Below are 19,369 nucleotides of genomic sequence, written 5' to 3'. Positions count from 1 at the left end.
CACGATAAATTCGACGCTCCCATGGAGTTTAGGGGAGCAACAGGCTGGTTGCAACCCTTGCGCCGGGATATGGCTTCGTTGAGGGATTGGCGGTGGCTATCCGCGGACGGATACACCGGAGAAGGTGAGCACAACCATGCCCCGAACCGGAGAGCCAAAGACGCTGGCCGGCTGGAAGACGCTCATCACAAGCTGATCGATCACCTGATTTTTGACCCCTGCATCCACCGGGCCGGACACGATGTTGTAGTCATAGACGCGGCCCTGATCGTTGACATAAGCCTCAACAACGATAGGCGCGCCGTGGTTGGTGGTAATGGCGTGTGGATTTACCGCCGTATACAGGTAGTGAGGAACGGTGATGGCGCCAAGGGGCTCGTCGTTCGCCATGACTGGCTCCGGGGCGGCGACCATGCCCAGCAGAAGCATAATGCCTCCGACGAGCACGACAGATCCGGCGAAACCGGCCGAGACCTGCACGAGCAGCGGTCGAACGGTATTCTCCCACTTGAGGCTGAAGGCGTCCTTCCAACTCGATTTCATCGCTGCGCGTTCGTGCGAGATGGCGAGGCGGAGCTTCATGCCGAGGTCAGCAGGAGCCTTGGCAGGGCCAAGGATAGCCAGCGTCTGCTGCATAGAGCGTAGTCCGTCGAATTCACGCTTGCAGTCGCCGCAGGACTCGAGGTGACGGGCGATCTCCTGCATCTGACGGCCGGAGATCGCGCCGTCAAGATAGGGCGAGAACGAGAGCCGAATACTGTCGCAGCTTGAGGTCATTGCGTCACCATCTCTTCGGATGAGTGCCTGGCAAAGGAAGTCGCAGAATTATTTAGTGAAGGAGCCTGCTCCGCGATGATCAGAGCGCGCAGGGCTGAACGGCCACGGGTGAGCCGCGACTTTACTGTGCCCAGATTGACGTTGAGGATTTCGGCGATCTCTTCGTAAGCAAAGCCTTCGATCTCGCGCAGGACCACAACCGTGCGGAAAGCCTCGGGTATCTGCCGCAGAGCGGCTTCGACGCGCTCGCGGACTTCGTTTTGAGCTACATTATCGAAGGGAGAATTGCCGTCGTCGGCCAGCGTGGCGCTGAGGCAGACGCCGCTGCCACCAGCTTCTTCCTCGTCGTACGGCGAGTCGATCGTCACTTCCTGTTTTTTATGCCGCGACCACCAGCGTCGCTGATTGGAGGCCTCGTGCAAGGCGATGCGATAGAGCCAGGTGCGGAGGCTCGCATCCCCATGGAAGCCGCGAATGCTGCGGAAGACCTTGATAAAGACTTCCTGCGTAATGTCGGCGGCGTCGGCCGGGTCGTTGATGCTGCGCGCGATTAGCGAATAAAGAGGCTGATGGTACTGGGCGATGAGAATGGCGAACGCGTCCTCGGAGCCGGCTTTGAGGTCGGCTACAAGGGCAGCATCTTCAGTGCTGACGCCTATTACGCTCGCTAAATGTCCCATCACGATGCCCGCCTGCATATCGGGTGTCCTCTACAGTACGACTTTTGCGAAACGACTGGCAAATTACAAATCGAGTAAGTAAGTGCTGACTCTATATGTTTAGACACCAATAGATAGAGGATAAGTTCCCGGAGACGTTGACGAATGTCGCCGAGTCCTCCAGAATAGAGAGAGTCCTTCCTGAGAGTGGGCCTGTGGCGCAGCTGGGAGCGCGCTTCCATGGCATGGAAGAGGTCATCGGTTCGATCCCGATCAGGTCCACCAACAAACCCAACAACTTAGCGGATTCGCAGAAAGACGCGATTCGCAGCACTTTCTCCGACATTCCTTGAGCGATCCAGACGGCTTTGCGCCTCCGGCTTGGCCGACGGGACCAGGACAGACCGGCACGGCCCTGAACCCGTCGGCGGCCACCGTCAGAACGAAATTCGTGCACTCAGTTGAATCTCTCGCCCCGGCGTCGTCACCTCGGTGATTGATCCAAATCCGGCCGTATTCACGAACCGATTCGGAGTCCCCAGGTTCGTATGGTTCAACGTGTTGAAGAACTCGCCCCTGGTTTCCAGCCGCATTGACTCTAGCAGCGCGAAGCTTCGCACCACGCTCAAATCCATCGTCTCCAGACCCGGCCCAACGACGGAGTTACGCCCCACATTCCCGAAGGTATAAGCAGTCGGAGCCGCAAAAGCCGCTGGATTGAACCAGTGCGTCGCATTTCTCGTCCCCGGCCCAAAGACCGGCGTGCCAGTAACATTGGCCCGTATGGGATTCTCTCCGAGCGCCGTTCCCGCATTCGCGGTGTCACCAAACACAGAGATCGTCAGCGGAAATCCGCTCTGCGCCTGAAAGATCGTCGAAGTGCGCCAGTCCGATGTCAATGTGCGCGTCAACCGGCTGCGTTCCCATGTTGGGACGTCATAGACCGCGCTGAGAGCAAGGCGATTCCTTACATCGCACGCGGGTCCCTTCTCTGCCGCCAGATCGTTATTGTTCTGTGGAATCGCCGCCTCGAACATCGGAGAGCGGAAATCCGGAGCATTTGACAAGCTCTTCGACCACGTATAGTTCGCCAGGAAACTCAGCCCCTTCGCTGCCCGCCGTCGCACATTCACATAGCCCGCGTCATACCAGCTCTGCGCTGAATTTTCGAGCAGGTTGATCGTGCTCACGCCAAAGGTCGTACTCGCTACTGTAACGTTTGACGGCATCACCGAATTTGGAACGAAGCTGATCTGCTTGAAGGGCCGCCGCGGCTGAATCGCCCCCGGTCCCGGCAGCGCGTTATTGATCAGATGCGAACGCTGCAGATGCAATCCCTCCGAACCGAGATAGCCGATCTCAATCATTGTGCTCGTGCCCAGGCTCTGCTCCGCCGACGCGCTCCACTGCTGGATGTACTGCGGGGACGGATGCGTCTCCATCGCGGTAAAGCTGACTACGGTCTTTCCCAGCACCGCCGGGGCAAAATTGAAGCCGTTGATTGAGGGAGTAAAGTTGTCGCTCTGGTTCGTCTCCGGGAAGGTGTAGGGCACATTATGCCGCTGATTGCACCACGTGTTCATGTCCACCGGCGTATAGAAGATTCCATACGCCGCATGAAGAACCAGTCCCCGGCCGGGAATACTCTGCGAGATCCCAAGCCGCGGCGCGAAGTCCGTCCGATTGGGATACATCAGCCCCTTCGGCATTCCATTCTGTCCACCAATAAACACACTGGGCGTTCCATTGGGGGCGAAGGTCAGGTTGCTGTTGGTGTATCTCCGATCGATCAGCGCGGTCATGTACTCATAACGGACGCCGTAGTCGAGAACCGTGCTCGTCGTCAATCGGAAGGTGTCCTGCACATATCCATCGGCGTACCACTGGCTCAGATTCATCTGCGGAATTCCCGCCTGCCGTTGACGAACCGCGGGCAGTCCCAGCAGAAAACTCGCCAGCGCCGATCCGGTGCCATCGTTTGCTCCAATATCCGTCGTAAAGCCATTCGTGAACTGGTAGTACCCGCGATTCTGAAAGAAGCCCCACATCGGCCAGATGAACCGCTGGTAGACCCCGCCAAACTTCAGGCTGTGCCGTCCGAGAAGCCATGTCAGCGTGTCGCGTCCCTCCACGAGCGTGTCCCACGAGTGCATCGGCGTCGCCGAAAAGCTGTCGCCGATGGGCGAATATCCCTGCACCGCGAAGTACGGCGCTCCCCACGCCGCGGGCCCACCAAACCCGACCCCGGCAATTCCCAGCTCGCCCGTAATGTCGTTCTTGTTCGCGCTCTCGGTTGTATGGTTCATGCTCAGCCGCGACACCGCAACAGTCGCCACGTTCAGCAGCGACGGCGTAAAGATGTGGCTATACGATCCCATTCCCTGCTGCGAGAGATTGTCGTGCACATACCCGAACCCCGGCATGTTCTCCGGCATGAATCCATGTTCTCCGCCAGCGCTGTACCGCGCAAACCCGGTATTGCTCGCATTGAACTGGCGATCCAACCGCACCGTCCCCTGGTCGGTGTCGTGAACCTCGTTCCGCACATCCAGATAGTTGTTGGAGTCATTACCGGCGCCTACCACGGTCGGTTGCCCCATCATGGTCATCCCAGCCGTCATGCCCATCATTAGATTCGGCTGCGGCACATATTTGGTCAGCATCGTCACCGCAACTGAGCTCAATCGGCTCGCGGGAATCTTATTGTTCGGAAACGGCTGCCGCGTGAACTGTGGGTTCTGCGGGCTCACAGGAAGCGCCGGGTTGTAGTGTGGATTGGCCACGGTCGTCGCTGGATCGTAGACCGTCACCCCGCTCATGCTGAAGTCGCCGCCCGACTCCTGCGGGGTCGGCACTGTCATCGTCATCGTGTCTGCCTCAACATGCCGCAGCGCTTCATAGTTCACGAAAAAGAACGTCTTCTTCCCCGGCAGAACCGGCCCGCTCAGCGATCCGCCAAAGTTGTTCTGCACCAGGTGGTTCGTCCCTCCCATGTCGTTGAACGAGTGGGCGTCGATCGCTCCGTTGCGCAGAAACTCATACGCTGTCGCATGCAGCCGCGACCCGCCCGACCGCGTCACAATGTTCACCTGTCCGCCCCCCGCCCCGCCCATCTCAGCCGAGTAGCTGCCAATCTCCACCTGAAACTCCTGCACCGCATCCGGCGATGCGCTGAAGTTCTGCGTGTTAAACGTAGGATCGGTATTGGTTGCGCCGTCGAGCAGAAAATAATTCGCGTTCGGACGGTTACCACCTACGCTGATCGCTGACCGCTCCCCCGGCCGCCAGTACAGCGGATTCATGTCTCCCGTCTGCGCCCCATGACTTACATGCGCCCCCGGGACCGTCAGCATCAGGTCGACCAGCATCCGCCCGTTCAGCGGCAACTGGGCCACCGCCCGCTGGTCCACCACCTCGCCTACGCTTGCGTCGGCAGTCTTCAGCAGTTCCGCTGCGGCCACCGCTGTCACAGTCTGGCTGTCCGGCCCCACCGTCAGCGCCACATCCAACGTCGCCTGCTGGCCCACTTCCAGTTGAAGCGATCGCCGGGCCACGGCAAACCCCTGGCTCTCTGCCTGCACCAGATAAGCCCCCGGCAGCAGCCCATCAGCCTCATAAACCCCCTGCGGGTTGGCCACAACCACGCGCTCTGCCCCTGTCTTTACTGCCGTCACCGTCACCTTCGCGTGAGGTATTACAAGATGCTGCGGGTCCATCACGACCCCACTGAGGGAAGCGTAGTTCGACTGCGCCCCTGCAAAGGATACGGAAATAAATAGGGCAACGAGAAAGAGGATGGGAAATGAACGACCGCGTCTCATGGTGTCTCCTGAAGATGCTTTGCCTGCCCGTCACCTTATGTGTGTGATGGTGTCAGTTCCTGGCCAAATCTGGCGTTCAAGCGCCTGATCGCGTCCGAACGCGACTGCAACTAGGTCTGGTGAGAATCGCTCAAGTTTATCCATCGACCGAGCCCACTGTCTTCGGCCCCAGGGAGGTTGTAATGTTCCACCTTTAGATTGACTCTTCTTTCCCAGGCGTCTGGCGCCGATCCAACACAACCCGTACCGTCTACAATCCTCATCAACCACGGTAACGAACTCACGGACGTCACCTGCTAGCGGCTATGCAACGTTCTTTCCGCCAAGTCGAATCAAATTGATCTTCCCAGGCAGGGTATCGCCATCCTCACTTCGGAGCCTCTACGATGACCCATACCCGCCGCCGATTCCTCCAAACCGCCGCTGTCACCCTCGCCACTCCATCCTTTGCACTAGCTGCAGCCCAAGATCCAATCGCTCCTTACCGTACGCCGTACAAGTACCCCAACCTTGTTCTCAAAGCCGCCGGCAATAAGCAGGCATTCGATAGCCTCGCCGTTGACGACCCCATCGTCTTCCGCGCCGACGGACGGTTCTACATGCTCTACATCGGGTTCGACGGCACCGGCTACCAGACTGGACTCGCCAGCAGCCCCGATCTCCTCCACTGGACCCGCACCGCTCTGGTAGGCCCTCGCAACCCAGCCTCGCAATACACGAAATACAACCTCGCTCTCAGTTCCATCCTCCGCGACAAAAATCTGCACGGCACGGGTGAAGCCCTCAAGGTAAATGGTCAATATCTGGGCGCATGGAACGCCTATCCTTCCGCTGGCTACGAAGCAGGAGCAGCAGTGATAGGTCTCGCCACCAGCCCCGATCTCCTCCACTGGACCCTCACCGATCCCATCCTCACTCCACAAGACGGAGCAGCATGGGAGCACGGCGGCCTGTACCGTCCCGACCTGATGCTGGACAACGGAACCTACTACCTCTACTACAACGCCAAGACTGACACTCTTCCCAAATCAGAAGGCGGAGGCTGGCACGAGCAAACTGGTGTCGCCACCAGCACCGACCTGAAGCATTGGACCCGTTACCCTCTCAATCCCATCCTCACCAACGGGGCTCGAGGCACCGCTACTTACCCTGTATCCAATCCGCTCCACGGCAAAATTCCCGCCGTCCCCGACTCCCGCGACAGCCGCTTCGCTTCCAATCCCTATGTCGTCAAGAATGGCAATCAGTATGCGATGTTTTACTTTGGGTTCGGCTATCAAAGCCCCGGTCGCGCCTGTGAGATGCTCGCTCTCGGCCGCGATCCGTTCCACTTCACCAAGGTTCCGGAGATTCTCATCGACACCGGAGCGCCGGGCACCATCGACGAGACCTTCGCCCACAAGCCGTCCGTAATTTATGACGGAGGCGTTCTCTACCACTTCTATTGCGCGGTCTCAGGCAAGTATCCCAACGAGGTTCGCGGCATCGCGGTGGCCCGTTCAAAACCCTGGTAGCCGCTAGCTCAATTCTCGCTATCAAACGAACCCGTCTTCTGCTATTGTGTCGCCGTGAAATCGACTGCGTTCCTTCCCGTCGTCCTCGTCTTCGCCCTCTCGCTCCAGGCACAGTCCTCCGCGCCACCCCCTCCCCCGCAGAACTCCGCCGCGAACATCGGTCGCCAAGTAGCCAAAGTCCGGGCCCTCACTGCCGCCCAGCCAGCAGCCAGCCACACGCAGCCCCCCTTTCAGGCGAACTGGGCCTCCCTCGCCTCCTATCGAACCCCGAACTGGTTTCGTGACGCTAAATTTGGCATCTTCCTCCACTGGGGCGTCTACTCCGTTCCGGCGTTCGGAAGCGAGTGGTACTCCCGCAACATGTACGTCCCGGGCAATGAGGCGTTCGAGCACCACATCGCCACCTACGGTCCACAAACCACCTTCGGCTACAAGGACTTCATTCCCATGTTTCGCGCCGAGCACTTCGACGCTAACGCATGGGTCGACCTCTTCGTTCGCGCTGGCGCCCGCTACGTGGTTCCCGTCGGCGAGCACTGCGACGGGTTCGCCATGTACGCCTCCGACATGACCCCCTGGAATGCCGCCCGCATGGGCCCTCACCGCGATGTCGTCGGCGAACTCGCCACCGCGACCCGCGCCAGAGGCCTGCGCTTCGGCGTCTCTTCCCACACCGCCGAGCACTGGTGGTGGTATGGACGTGGCCGTTCCTTCCCCTCCGATGTCCGCGACGAAACTCCGGCAACCGCCAAACTCTATGGGCCGGCCGCCGCGATGGATCTCCCGGGTCCCGAAGGCGTCACCTACGATGGAAAAGAGCCCGACCCAGATCACCTGGAGCGCTGGCTTCCTCCTGATCAGGCGTGGCTCGACAACTGGCTCGCCCGCTCTACGGAAATCGTAGACAAGTATCACCCGGACTTCATGTACTTCGACTGGTGGATAGGTCAGCCCGCCTGCAAACCGGCTCTGCAGCAGTTCGCCGCTTACTACTATGATCGTTCCGCGATGCGGCACCAGCAGCCCGTTCTCACCTACAAAGAAGAATCCATGCCCGCCAACGTCGCCACTTTGGACATTGAGCGCGGCAAGCTCGATACCCTCCGCCTCCTTCCCTGGCAAACCGACACTTCCGTCTCCATCCATTCATGGGGATATGTAGAGAACGATGAGTATCGCACCGCCAAATCTCTCATCCACCAACTCATGGATACGGTTAGCAAGAATGGGAACCTACTCCTTAACGTCGGTCCCAAATCAGACGGCACCATACCCGAAGAAGCCCGTACCGTCTTGCTCGGCATAGGCGACTGGCTCCGCATCAACGGCGAGGCCGTCTACGGCACACGTCCCTTCACCGTATTCGGCGAAGGCCCCACCAAAGCCCCCAAAAACCCTACAGAATTGAACAGTGATATTCAGGTCTATACCCCGCACGACATCCGTTACACCACCTCCGGGCACTCTCGCACCGGTCCTATTCTCTATGCCACCGCCCTGGGTTGGCCCACTGGAGGCACCCTCACGCTACACACCCTGTTTCGCGGAAATCCCTACCTCGCGGCCCCTGTCTGCGCCGTCGATCTCCTCGGCACATCTCTGTCGATCGCCTACTCCGAGGAGCTCGACGGACTCCACCTGACCCTGCCGTCCTCCGTCCCCGCCAACCTCCCGGCCGACACTGCCTACGTGTTCCGCCTTCATACCCGCTGCTCCTCTGTCGCTAATCATTAAATCGCACGGCTGAATAAAATTGCGTGGCTACGAAATGGTGCGAATCACTGGCATTCCCCCGAGCCAAAAGACAGTGCAAGACGAGAGACATTCCTGAGCAGATCTTTCGAAAGATGCATATTATTTCTGTATGGTCCGTGTTGGCGTTGATGAAAGTCTCTCCGATGAGTTGCTTAACGATTTTCCGCAGGACGCAAGAATCGTACGAATTCCCCGCAATCCAACCAGTGCTGTTGAAGTAGATTTCTGGATTCTTCCCTTTCAGCGACGCGATGCCGCGGAGGCATTCTCGCATCTACGGGGAGTGAAAGTAGTGCAATCGATGATGGCTGGCGTCGATTGGATTACGCCTTGGCTCCCCAAAAACGTCGTATTATGCGATGGCAGGGGCATACACGATATCTCGGCCTCGGAGTGGGTTTTGACTGCGATCCTGTCTTCTCTGAAGCGGTTTCCGCTCTACCGCGACATGCAGTTGCGTCAGGAGTGGAAGGGTCAGGCATCTGTGGCAGACGGATTTCTGAATGAGGGTGGAGCACAGGTCGGGCAGTATCGAGTTCTGGGCGACGACCTTGCCGGCAAGACGGTACTGATCGTCGGTTACGGTTCGATCGGAGCAGCGATCGAAGCGCGGCTCTATCCATTCGGGGTGAATATTGTCCGCGTAGCACGAAGCGCTCGTCCCATCCCCGAGGTTCACGCTGTCGCTGACTTGCGAAAGCTGCTCCCCGAAGCAGACGTTGTGATTCTCATCGTGCCGTTGACCGACGACACACGCGGTTTGATCGGGGTGCCGGAGCTTGGCCTGATGAAGCGCGGAGCTCTGCTGGTAAACGCAGCCCGAGGGCCTGTGGTCGCAACCGAGGCGTTGGTGGAAGCACTGACCCAGCACCGGATTCGTGCTGCCCTCGATGTCACCGACCCTGAGCCACTCCCTGCCGGGCACCCGCTATGGCTCGCACCAAATTGTCTGATCACGCCGCACGTCGGCGGCTCGACGCCGGAGTTTATCCACCGCGCCTTCCGCTTTGGAGCGGAGCAGGTCAGGCGGTACATCGCGGGTAAACCTTTGGAAAACGTCGTAACCGGTGCCGGCTATTAGCAGCGTCCTCGATGGCGTACGGGCGCCCTAACAGCCGATTCCTCCGCTTCGTTATGAAGTGACAAAACTACATCCATGGACCTTTGGGGCTCTAGCTTATTGTTGAGGAAGACAAGCGTTCCTTCAACGCAAACCAGCATCTACGCCTTACGGTAGACACTGGAGGCCCGGGGGCTTGTCGCTAGATCCTCATCCTCTTCGTCATCGTCATCATCATCTTCTTCATCACCTTCTATTACGTCGTCATCACTTTCTTCCTCGTCTTCCTCTTCCTCATAGTCTTCGTCTTCATCATCGTCGTCCTCGTCGAGATCTTCGTCTTCGAGATCGTCATCTTCGGTTTCAACGGCATTCAGATTCTCACTGCTGGCATGTTCGGTTGGGTTGCTGGCTGAGTTATCGAAGGTAGCGGTTGCATCAGGTCCTACCTTGATGAAGTCGTCGTCGGAATTGCTATGCTCTTTCGCGCGGGCCATCGGTGTTCCTCCTGGGTGATGTAGGGAGTTGGATGCATCGCAGTCGATAAGGTTAGTGTGAAAATCTGAATGCGGGAATTAGTTCGCTGGACGCGAATCAGGATTCGGCAAACGGCTGGAGCTGGGCCGAAGTCGGGGGCGGCGTCAGCAGGCTGACAGCAACAAGAGCGATGAGCGAAGCCAAAAGCGCCGGGAAAATCGCATCTCTCTGAGCAAGGGCCGTCGGGATATGGGTATGAATGAAGGCAGTGTCCCAGGTGACAGTGACCACGGTTCCAACCGCAATACTGGCCACAGCGGCGCTCGCCGTTGCCCGTTTCCAGAAAAAGGTGGCAAGAATGACAGGAGTCAGCGCCGCCGCGTAGATCGTATAAGCATAGAGAGATTTCTTCAGAACTGACTGGACGTGGAGAGATTGATAGAGCGCCCACAGTCCCAGAAACACCACCATCAGGCGGCTAACGGCCAGTGTTCGCTTGTTGGAGGCCTGGGGCGAAATGTAGCGCAGGAAGATGTCATTAATAAGGTTCGTAGCAGGAGAGAACAGCCAATTATTAGCCGTAGATATAATTTTGGCGAAGATCGCTCCAACCAGGAGCGATCCAAGGATCTCCAGCACCCGTGACCCGGCAAAACCATGAAGACCACAATAGGCAAGAATCTCGCGGGGACGATCATGAACCTCCCCGCCAGGAAACAGCGCAGAGCCGACGACGGCGATCGCCACAATCACCGTCTCAAGAATGACCGTGCCGATGATCCATCCAATCACAGCGCGAGTCGCCGCTTTTTCCGACTTCGCCGAAAAGAATTTCTGATACATGGACTGGTTGCCGAGCAGCAACAGGCAGGTCGGCAGAAAGAGTTCCATCGCCTGCGCAAAGCTCAGATCGCCAAGTACTTGAAAATGCGTGGCAGGCAGAGCAGCATGAACAGCGGACCAGCCACCAGCGCGATGCGTAAGCGTAGGCAGGGCAACGATCAGTGTGAAAGTTGCGAGCAGGCCGATGGCCACGTCCATATAAGCAACCGACGCCATACCCGCAATGGCGGTAAAGACGATGACGAACGCGGCGATGATGTATTGACCAAGGACAGGCGTAATGAAGTCGGGAAAGATGAGGTGTAGGATGTCGCCACCGCCAACGAACTGATAGCTGGTGACCGCAGTATAAGTAAACAGGATGGCGATAACGCCGAGTACCCGAGCGGTCTCGTTATAACGTGCTTCCAGCAGGTCAGGGATGGTGAATTTGGCGAACTTGCGTGCGCGCGGTGCGATGAAGTAGATAAGCAACAAGCCTGCCCATCCGCCCCCAGCCTGCCATAGTGCGGCAAAACCATGCCGGTAGGCATTCTCCGCCCCGCCCAGCAAAGAACCCGAACCGATCCAACTACAGAGAAGGGTGAAGATCAGCACAAACGCAGGCAGAGATCGACCGGCGACAAGGTAATCAGCCTTGGTCTTAACGTTGCGAAGGCTGGCCAGCGAGACAACAAGCAGAGTGAGAACGATAAAAGCCAGAACGGTGGCGTAGAGATTCATGGTCGTTGTGCGATTTTATCTTGTGGATTATTTATCGGGGGGCTAGGTGGATAGCAACAGACCGTCCAATCACACTGCAGGAGTGACCGTGGGCAATGTGGAAGGATGCTCGGCAAGGAGGCGTTTTTCAGCAGCAGCCGCTTCAATCTGGCTGTTGATCTCAGCGCCCAGCAGAAGCGTCAGTCCGGTGATGTAGAACCATGTCAATAAAATGATGACCGCTCCCAGTGAGCCATACGTAACAGAGAAGTTATTGAAGAAGTGCAGATAAACGCGGAAGCCTACAGAGGCAAGAATCCACACGACGATACCGATGGCGCTCCCCGGAGTGAGCCAGCGCCAACAGTTCTTTTTCACATCGGGGGCCCAATAGTAGATGATGGCAAAGAAAAGCGTAATCAGGACGGTTACGACGATCCAACCGAGAGAGCGGATCACCACAACCACAACGCTGGCGAGAAAATGGTGATAGATGCGGTCGCGGGCGACACGGGCGAAAAAGTCGCTGGCAAGCATCGACGACAGCGTAACCGAAACCAGAATAGCCAGAACGATCGTGACTCCGATGGCTGAGATACGGGCGTGAAAATAGGAGCGTGTCTCGGGGACCTTGTAAACCGTGTTCATGCTGTCCTGAATCGCCGAGAAGCCAACCGAGGCAGACCAGAGAGCGGCAACAATTCCAAAGGTCAGCTTGCCGCTGGTAGCAGCCGCAGTCGTCTCATTGAAGGTCGCAATTACCATCCCCATTGCAGCGTGAGGAATGACGAAGGCCAGGTAATGGAGCAACCTGTCATAGACGCTCGAGGCGGAGCGCGCGGCCAGCCCAAGCAGAGAACTGGCACAGAACAGCGTAGGAAAAAGCGCGAATAGAAAGTAGAAGCCAAGTTCGGCAGCCCGGCCAAGGAGATTGTCGCTGAGAAAGTTCTTCCAGGTGCGCACCGCAACGACCCGGAGAGAAATCCCTTGCAGATCCCAGAGTGAGTGCAGGGGAGAATGGGACACATAATCCCAAATCCGCTGCTGGCGGGGATCGAGAGGCACGGCGGGCTTGTGGTCAGCAGAGATAGCGGCAATCCTTGGTTGACTCGGGGTTGATATGCTCGTCCCATGAGATAGATGCGCATTGATGTGGTATCGGGTAGCCAGCTTGCAATCGAAGGAGCGAGAGTGCCCTTCCCCAAGGCAAAGTAATTACATCCGCGCGCATCTAGGGGAAAGAGGACCAATGTTTAAGAGGTGGAGAGGGCAACCCTTTGTGGTGACGAAGCTCAAGCAACTCTGGCGGTTAGTGCAGGAGAGCCATGCGCAGCCGATAGCGGGTGAGCCTCGCCCCACCGAGATTGTCGGGCCAGACGAACTGGGGGTGACTTTCATCGGCCACTCTTCATTTCTGCTTCAGGTGGGCGGCCGCTCCGTGCTGATCGATCCGGTCTTCGTCAAGCGTCTGATCCTGCTGCGCCGACAGAGGCGAGCGGGCCTTCTAGTCAATGAGATGCCCGCCATCGATGTAGTTTTGCTGACGCACGCTCACATGGACCACCTGAACATTGCTTCGCTGCGGCGCGTCGTGCGCAGCGCGCAGATGCTCGGGAAAAAGGCTCCCGATGTCGTCGTTCCCTGGGGAGTGGAAGATCTCGTATCCGGCCTCGGCTTTTCGAGAGTGCACGGAATGAAGTGGTGGGAAAAGCTTGAGGTCCGCGGCCTGACCGTCACGCTTACTCCCTGCAAACATTGGGGCGCGCGCATGTTCAACGATATCCATCGTGGCTATGGTGGATATGTAGTCGAGGGCGTGGGGTATTCGGTCTATCACTCCGGCGACACGGCTTATTTTTCAGGCTTCGAGGAGATTGGAAAGCGGCTTCATCCACAAGTGGCTCTGCTGCCTATCGGGGCCTACTTCCCAGATAGTTATCGCGCCGTCCACACCAGCCCGGAAGAAGCTGTGCGGGGCTTTGTCGAAGTGGGCGCGAAGTGGATGGTGCCGATGCACTTCGGCACGTTCAATCTGGGGCGGGAACCGATGGATGAGCCTGTGCAACGCCTGCTGGCTGAGGCCACACGCCTGGGAATCAGCAGCAAGGTGAAAGTGCTCGAAGAGGGCGAAACCATGCGCGTCGCTCAGCAGGAGACCAGTCGAAGGCCAATCCTGAAAACTCAGCAGCAGAGCATTTAATTTCGCCAGCCTTGCCAAATCACGTCTTCGGTGAACCAAGATCGAGAGCCATCGCAGCGGCGACGGCAACCGGCTGGTTATCCTCAGAGTTCCATCCCGGCAGCTCCTGCGATCCGATAATCAGGCGAGCGCTGTCCTTGAAGGTGACATAAGTCCAGGCCCATTGGCGAAACACTGAGAGACGGTTTCTAAAACCAATCAAAAAGAAGATATGGACGACGAGCCACGTCATCCAGGCAGGAAAGCCGCTCCAGTGGGCTTTGAATGGCCATTGGATATTCGCCACGGCAGCCTTGCGTCCAATGGTCGCCATGTCGCCTTTGTCGAAGTAGTGGAATGGCTCATTCCTTCCCGTCCCATCGCTTCCCAGCTCCGCGGCGACCAAACGTGAGATACGCTTCGCTGCGTACTTACCCATCTGCATGGCGGGTTGCGCGACACCGGGAACCTGCTTGCCATTTTGCTCAAAATGAGCAAGATCGCCGCAGATAAAGATCTCCGGATGCCCCGGTGGATTGAGATGCTCATCCACCACTACGCATCCTTTTTTATCCGTCGCAAAGCCCAGCAACTTGCCCAGAGGCGAAGCCTGCACACCTGCCGCCCAAAGCGTGACGACCGCGTCGATACGTTCATCGCCAACCATCACGTAGCCGGGCTGCACGTCGGAGACATGCGCATTCACGCGCAGCTTTACGCCAAGCGCATTGAGTTGTTCCCGCGCCTTCGCCTGCAGGTCGTCGGGATACATACCCAGAATCTTCGGGCCGCCTTCGAGGATCATCACCTTTGCCTCTGAAGGATCGATGTGTCGAAAGTTGTTCGACATATAGAGCTTCGCAATGTCGCTGATCGCCCCTGCGAGTTCCACTCCCGTAGGACCGCCGCCGATGATGACAAAGTTCAGCGGAGGATGGCTGCCCGTCTCCTGCATCTGCCGTTCGGCCAGCTCAAAAGCGAGCAGAACCCGGCGGCGAATCTCGGTCGCATCTTCCACAGTCTTCAAGCCGGGAGCGAGCTTCGCCCAATCGTCGTGGCCAAAGTACGAGTGCGTGGAACCGGTAGCCACGATGAGATAGTCATACTCAAGCTCAGCCCCCGTCTTCAGTTCCACTCTTTGCTCGTCGAGATGGAAGGCCACAGCCTCGTCCATCAGCACCTCAACATTAGGATAGTTGCGCAAGATGGAGCGAATCGGCTGAGCAATGTCGGCGGGAGAAAGCACCGCAAGCGCCACCTGATAAAGCAGCGGCTGAAAGGTATGGTGGTTTCTACGGTCAATAAGAGAAATGTCGAGTGGCAGCTTAGCAAGATCCAGCGCTGCATTCAGTCCGGCGAATCCGCCGCCAATAATAACGACACGCTTGCGTTCGACACCGCCTCCGGATGTACCTACTGCCATCGTTTGCGCTCCTCCACTTTATCTATCTATTTGATGCGAACTGTACCTATCCGGCTCTTTCCCCAGCAAAATAGTCTAGCTCAGGTTCAGGGTTGTTTCTGTAATGAAAGAGAGACGAATCCCTGTGTCCCTGTAGCTGCAACAAGATCTGTAACCTCCGCGACTCCGGCAAGCTGCAACGGAACGAGCGTTATCAGGCCATTGATATCGGATACCGCCGAAGATATTTGCGCGCTCTGACTTGGTGGCACCGGGCAGCGTCCCCGAGCGGGACACGGCCCCTGCCACGCATCCAGGCTCTGGTGAATTTCGACCACAGCGCCGGCTATCGGATCGCCCGTTGTATCCGTCACCCGCAGCACGATCGGCGCGAGCACGCCATCATACCCAATCGACTGCCCTGCTCCGCTGACGACCTCGATGCGCCAGTCCGCCGGGTCCACGGCCTGCGCCGCGAATGCTGCACATACGTTTGTCCAAGCACAGGCCGACGCCGTCGCCTGTCCCCCAGCGGCCAGCGGGCCAACCGTCGCCTGAGTCTCAGCCATCCCCTGCGAATCTGCGTTCGATTGTGCCGGAGAAAAAAATATCGCTCCTGCCGTTGACTGCCAGTTCACAAGGACCCCCGCCGTCGAAGCAGAGTTGTCGCTTACATCCACCTGAGACGTCCAGGGAACAGTTGCATTGGCCGCGATATATAGCACGGGCAAAACAGGAGTCACTGTCTGAACCCGCGTCAATACAGTAAACGAGGCAGCCTGCGTTCCCATGGAACTGGCCGCCGAGATCGTAATCGATCCCGCTTCGAGCGCAGTTACAGTTGTCGAGGCCAAGCCCGTTGCATCCGTCGTTACGGTACAAGCAGATTCTCCGCAGGCACCAAACTTAACGGCACCGCCGTTCGCCGTGAAACTGACAGACTGATTCGCAATGGGACTAACTCCGTCGGCGCCTAACGTTCTCACCGCGAATGCGACAGAGGCCGTATCGCCGGCAAACACTGTGCCTGACGGCGCCGTCACAAGGTTCAACGAGGGCTGCGGAGCGGCATAGTTCAGCGCGCCCGTCATCGTCGTCGTGCCTCTGGTCGATGGGTCGGTAACGGTCAGATCCGCTGTAGCCGCGACACTGAAACCAAGCGCTCGGGCCGACGGGACGGTGGCCACAATCGAGGTCGCCGTCCAGCTCGTCACCGTGGCCGCAACACCGTCAACCGTCACCACATTTCCCGCGCGAAACCCCATCCCCGCAATCGTGACCACTCCTCCCTCCGCGCTAACACTCGCTGGGCTGACGCTGTCTGCATACAGCACACGCGACTGATAGGCGAAGTCAGGGCGGCCATCTCCACGCTGATCTGCAATCGAAATTCGTAATTGACTCGGCTGCGAACTCTGCACCGTCAACGCCGTCGCTGCATAAGCTGAGCCATTAAACGCAGTGGGCGCCGATGCCACGGTTGGCAGCGACTTCAGCGGATCCGTCGCATTCCATACCCCGATCACCGGCATGGCCTTCGCTGTTGTAGCGAACCCCTTTTCATCCTGCGCGGTGACTTCGATCGTAAGGCTGCGATTCGCTTTCACATTCAGCGAGGACCATCCAGCGTGCCCGTAGGCGCAGAGCGTTCCCGTCCACCAGCCTTGCGTGGCAATGGCAGCTGGCGCCGCCTCGGTACCGTCCGCTGAGGTGTTGCAACTGTTAGCCGCGCTGGCCGGGACCAAGACCACCCGCGCAGCCACCTGATAACTCCTCATAATGTCTGTAAAAAGCTCGAAATTTGCGCCCGAGGGTTGTACTTGGCTGGCAATATAGGGTCCGACTGCGTACTCACCCGTATACAGCGGGTTGATCGGTTCGGTGTCCAGAATGTCGCTGTCCCAGTTGCCATCGAACATGGGAATCCGGAACGCTTCATAGAACCCCTCATAGGCCAGGTTCGAAGTACCACTGCTGCCCGCCGCGGACGCCGAAGCGCTGGTCACTGGATTGCCGGCTGCTCCCTTAAATAGAGCGCCTGATACAGCCGAGACCGTCTGCCAGGATTCTGCGGCAGTCCGATATTGATGCCACCGCCGTACGACTACGTTCACGCCCTGCATCCCCTGGCCGGTGGGGAAGACCACGGTTCCCGAGATCTGATGCGCCAGGTACAGTGTGTCTGTCTTGCCCGGAGGCGCCTGGTTCTGGGGAATAAAATACAGCATCCCAAGCGCAGACAGATCGTCTGGCCGCAGCGTGAACGGCTGCGGCAGGCATTGATAGGTATAGGGCCCGCAGATGATGTCGATCGGGTGCATGATCGGCCAGTTCAGCGCCTCCTGATAGGTCGGCTGTGGACTTCCGGTAAAGACGTCGTCGTTCACCTGCGACCAGCCAAGTCCAAGGACACGCCCAAAGGCACGCATCAGCTGGTACTGCATCTGTAACTGCTGTTCCGGGGCCGGACCCGTGCAGCGTCCATTCAGAATCAGCAGCGCGTGTTGGATGTACCCAGCCGGAACGATGGAGTCGACGCTTTCCGTCACGGCGTTCTGGCGGCAACCGGAGGGGTCGCTCGCTCCGCTGCCCAGAAGCATGTCCGTCACCGACCCGTCAGTGTCGTAGATCACGGCAATCTGCTTGGCCTGGTAGTTGCTGCTTTGTACGTCCGCCGGAAATACCAGCCCATTTGGCCCCGGATAGACATTTGCTCCGCTGACATCTTCGTCGAGTGAACCTCCATAGCCCAGCACCAGGCTTGAGGTCGGCACGTTCCAAACATTTGCCGCCGCCGCTACGATTGCATCCGCCGCAGCGTGGTTGACGTACGAACTCAGGTCGCCCTGATCGGTGAAATAAAGCGGCTGATTTGTGTACCAGACGACTGGAATGCCAGCGGTACTGAAATACGGTGGCCCGGTCACCCAGCGTGGACCTCCCGCAAAGGCTATTGCGCCTGCGGCCAGCCAGTAGAGGGCAAATGCGAATCCTCGTCGCAACGTTGGGAGATCAGCGAACATCGTCCGTCGCCTTTTTCCAGGAGGTCAGTAATTTGACCAGGGCATCGACCGAAGCCTGCTGAGCGGGAGTCGAAGCACGGGCTGAGGTGTCGTCAATCGACAGGGTTGGATTCACAATCAAGGTGGCCGCCGAGGCCGTCTGTCGCTCCATGTTCAAGGGCGCAGGCGACAGGGTCGGTTGCAGCACATAAGACGTGGGATGCGCCACCTTTGCGCCAAGCCAGCGAAGGTCGGCCACAGGAACAGGAGGATCTCCGGCAGCCATAGCAAGTTGCGAGGCGTCGGCTACGCCGCGAATAGGAATGGCCCCATCCATGCCTCCGACAGGCGAACTCATGCCGCTGGCTCCGGGCGCATGCAGCATCATAAGCCTCCGCTGTCCTATCTGATAGCGGCGCGCATCGCCAGACCACAATCCGGCCCACTCTCGCAGGACATAGGATCCGCCAGCGCAACCGCGAATCGGCTGCTCCACATTGAAATCGATCTCGACAAACCCGGCGGCCATGCCATCGTCGTCACTGGGACGGATCGCGGCGACCTGGCCTAAGAAGATAATATCGGCCCGATCCGACATCTGATGAAGGACATCTTCCACATTCTGCGGCATCGCAGCGCCGTTGGAGCTCCCAGAGGAAGAAGTCTGTGCATGAGCAAGCCCCATCAGCAATGCGGCCGCCGAAAAGGCGAGCCACCCCCGAAATATCCGCAGATTTCTGACCATCTGGCGTTACCCTCCTCTGCTTCTTTTTCGGCAGAAGGCAGGTAACGTGACTCGAGTGACCTGTTTCGAGACAAGCGAAGCAGAGTGGCGCGGAAACGCAAAGGCCCAGCTCCAACGCTGGGCCTCACCTGTTGAGAGTAAGAGATTAGGTGTGGGCGGGAAGCAAAAGATGTCTAGATTTCAGGATAAAAATCGAAGAAAGCGTCAATGCTCATGCGGAGTTGGGCTTCGATCTGCTCTCGGCTGCCCTCCAGCACATGCATGGTCACATGCGCTTCGTTGCCATTCTGCAGCGTGACGGGTGCATCGCCCACTGCCGTTATTTCATCCGCGGGCAGCAGCCTCATTCCGTAGACCAATGTGAGATTTGCCATAGCCTCAATTGTGTCACTAAATGCGGCTTGCATCCTTTTCCTCAATCGCGCATTTACAC

14 protein-coding genes and 1 tRNA gene are annotated in these 19,369 nt (G+C 58.2%); 5 read left to right on the top strand and 10 right to left on the bottom strand.

The window, feature by feature from the left end:
- Window positions 1–96 precede the first annotated feature (96 nt).
- Both P4G45_RS01550 and P4G45_RS01545 read right to left on the bottom strand, forming a co-directional pair.
- Window positions 97–777: an anti-sigma factor gene (locus P4G45_RS01550; protein WP_348267941.1), complete on the bottom strand. Its 681-nt coding sequence runs from the start codon at window positions 775–777 to the stop codon at window positions 97–99.
- Entirely contained in the window at window positions 774–1,475 is a 702-nt protein-coding gene (locus P4G45_RS01545; protein ID WP_348267940.1) for a sigma-70 family RNA polymerase sigma factor, read from the bottom strand. The genes P4G45_RS01550 and P4G45_RS01545 overlap by 4 nt, the downstream gene beginning before the upstream one ends.
- A 170-nt stretch (window positions 1,476–1,645) precedes the next feature.
- On the opposite strand from P4G45_RS01545, the gene P4G45_RS01540 reads away from it, so the two are divergent.
- A tRNA-Ala gene (locus P4G45_RS01540) sits at window positions 1,646–1,721 on the top strand.
- 152 nt (window positions 1,722–1,873) lie between these two features.
- On the opposite strand, the gene P4G45_RS01535 is transcribed toward P4G45_RS01540, so the two are convergent.
- On the bottom strand, window positions 1,874–5,257 hold the full coding sequence (locus tag P4G45_RS01535) for a carboxypeptidase regulatory-like domain-containing protein (protein WP_348267939.1): 3,384 nt from the start codon (window positions 5,255–5,257) through the stop codon (window positions 1,874–1,876).
- A 386-nt stretch (window positions 5,258–5,643) separates the two neighbouring features.
- Here P4G45_RS01535 and P4G45_RS01530 point away from each other — a divergent pair, with 386 nt between their 5' ends.
- The 3 genes from P4G45_RS01530 (at window position 5,644) to P4G45_RS01520 (ending at window position 9,607) form a co-directional block, all read left to right on the top strand.
- Window positions 5,644–6,771, top strand: a complete 1,128-nt coding sequence (locus P4G45_RS01530; RefSeq protein ID WP_348267938.1) for a hypothetical protein — start codon at window positions 5,644–5,646, stop codon at window positions 6,769–6,771.
- Window positions 6,772–6,825: 54 nt separating this feature from the next.
- On the top strand, window positions 6,826–8,505 hold the full coding sequence (locus P4G45_RS01525; protein WP_348267937.1) for an alpha-L-fucosidase: 1,680 nt from the start codon (window positions 6,826–6,828) through the stop codon (window positions 8,503–8,505).
- Window positions 8,506–8,635: 130 nt separating this feature from the next.
- A complete protein-coding gene (locus P4G45_RS01520; protein WP_348267936.1) occupies window positions 8,636–9,607 on the top strand; it encodes a 2-hydroxyacid dehydrogenase in 972 nt (323 codons plus the stop codon).
- Window positions 9,608–9,747: 140 nt separating this feature from the next.
- On the opposite strand, the gene P4G45_RS01515 is transcribed toward P4G45_RS01520, so the two are convergent.
- The 3 genes from P4G45_RS01515 to P4G45_RS01505 all read right to left on the bottom strand — a co-directional run bounded on the left by P4G45_RS01515 (window position 9,748) and on the right by P4G45_RS01505 (window position 12,673).
- Entirely contained in the window at window positions 9,748–10,083 is a 336-nt protein-coding gene (locus P4G45_RS01515) for a hypothetical protein (protein WP_348267935.1), read from the bottom strand.
- Window positions 10,084–10,180: 97 nt separating this feature from the next.
- Window positions 10,181–11,629 (bottom strand): sodium:solute symporter family protein, encoded by a 1,449-nt coding sequence (locus P4G45_RS01510; RefSeq protein WP_348267934.1) that lies wholly within the window; start codon window positions 11,627–11,629, stop codon window positions 10,181–10,183.
- A 69-nt stretch (window positions 11,630–11,698) separates the two neighbouring features.
- A complete protein-coding gene (locus P4G45_RS01505; RefSeq protein ID WP_348267933.1) occupies window positions 11,699–12,673 on the bottom strand; it encodes a YihY/virulence factor BrkB family protein in 975 nt (324 codons plus the stop codon).
- 217 nt (window positions 12,674–12,890) lie between these two features.
- On the opposite strand from P4G45_RS01505, the gene P4G45_RS01500 reads away from it, so the two are divergent.
- Window positions 12,891–13,808 (top strand): MBL fold metallo-hydrolase, encoded by a 918-nt coding sequence (locus tag P4G45_RS01500; protein ID WP_348267932.1) that lies wholly within the window; start codon window positions 12,891–12,893, stop codon window positions 13,806–13,808.
- Window positions 13,809–13,827: 19 nt separating this feature from the next.
- Here P4G45_RS01500 and P4G45_RS01495 read toward each other — a convergent pair whose 3' ends face one another.
- From P4G45_RS01495 to P4G45_RS01480, 4 genes are all read right to left on the bottom strand, one after another.
- Window positions 13,828–15,210, bottom strand: a complete 1,383-nt coding sequence (locus P4G45_RS01495; RefSeq protein ID WP_348267931.1) for an NAD(P)/FAD-dependent oxidoreductase — start codon at window positions 15,208–15,210, stop codon at window positions 13,828–13,830.
- Window positions 15,211–15,296: 86 nt separating this feature from the next.
- Window positions 15,297–18,212, bottom strand: a complete 2,916-nt coding sequence (locus tag P4G45_RS01490; protein WP_348267930.1) for an IPT/TIG domain-containing protein — start codon at window positions 18,210–18,212, stop codon at window positions 15,297–15,299.
- Complete coding sequence (locus tag P4G45_RS01485; protein WP_348267929.1) at window positions 18,202–18,936, bottom strand: hypothetical protein; 735 nt, start codon at window positions 18,934–18,936, stop codon at window positions 18,202–18,204. Before P4G45_RS01485 ends, P4G45_RS01490 begins: the two co-directional genes overlap by 11 nt.
- A 173-nt stretch (window positions 18,937–19,109) precedes the next feature.
- Entirely contained in the window at window positions 19,110–19,310 is a 201-nt protein-coding gene (locus P4G45_RS01480; RefSeq protein ID WP_348267928.1) for an allantoinase, read from the bottom strand.
- Window positions 19,311–19,369 lie beyond the last annotated feature (59 nt).

Origin of the sequence: Edaphobacter paludis, assembly GCF_039993895.1 — a bacterium.
In the GTDB taxonomy this organism is placed as follows: Bacteria; Acidobacteriota; Terriglobia; order Terriglobales; family Acidobacteriaceae; genus Edaphobacter; species Edaphobacter paludis.
Note: the sequence above shows the minus strand (reverse complement) of the source record. Positions and strands in the feature narration are given on the sequence as shown.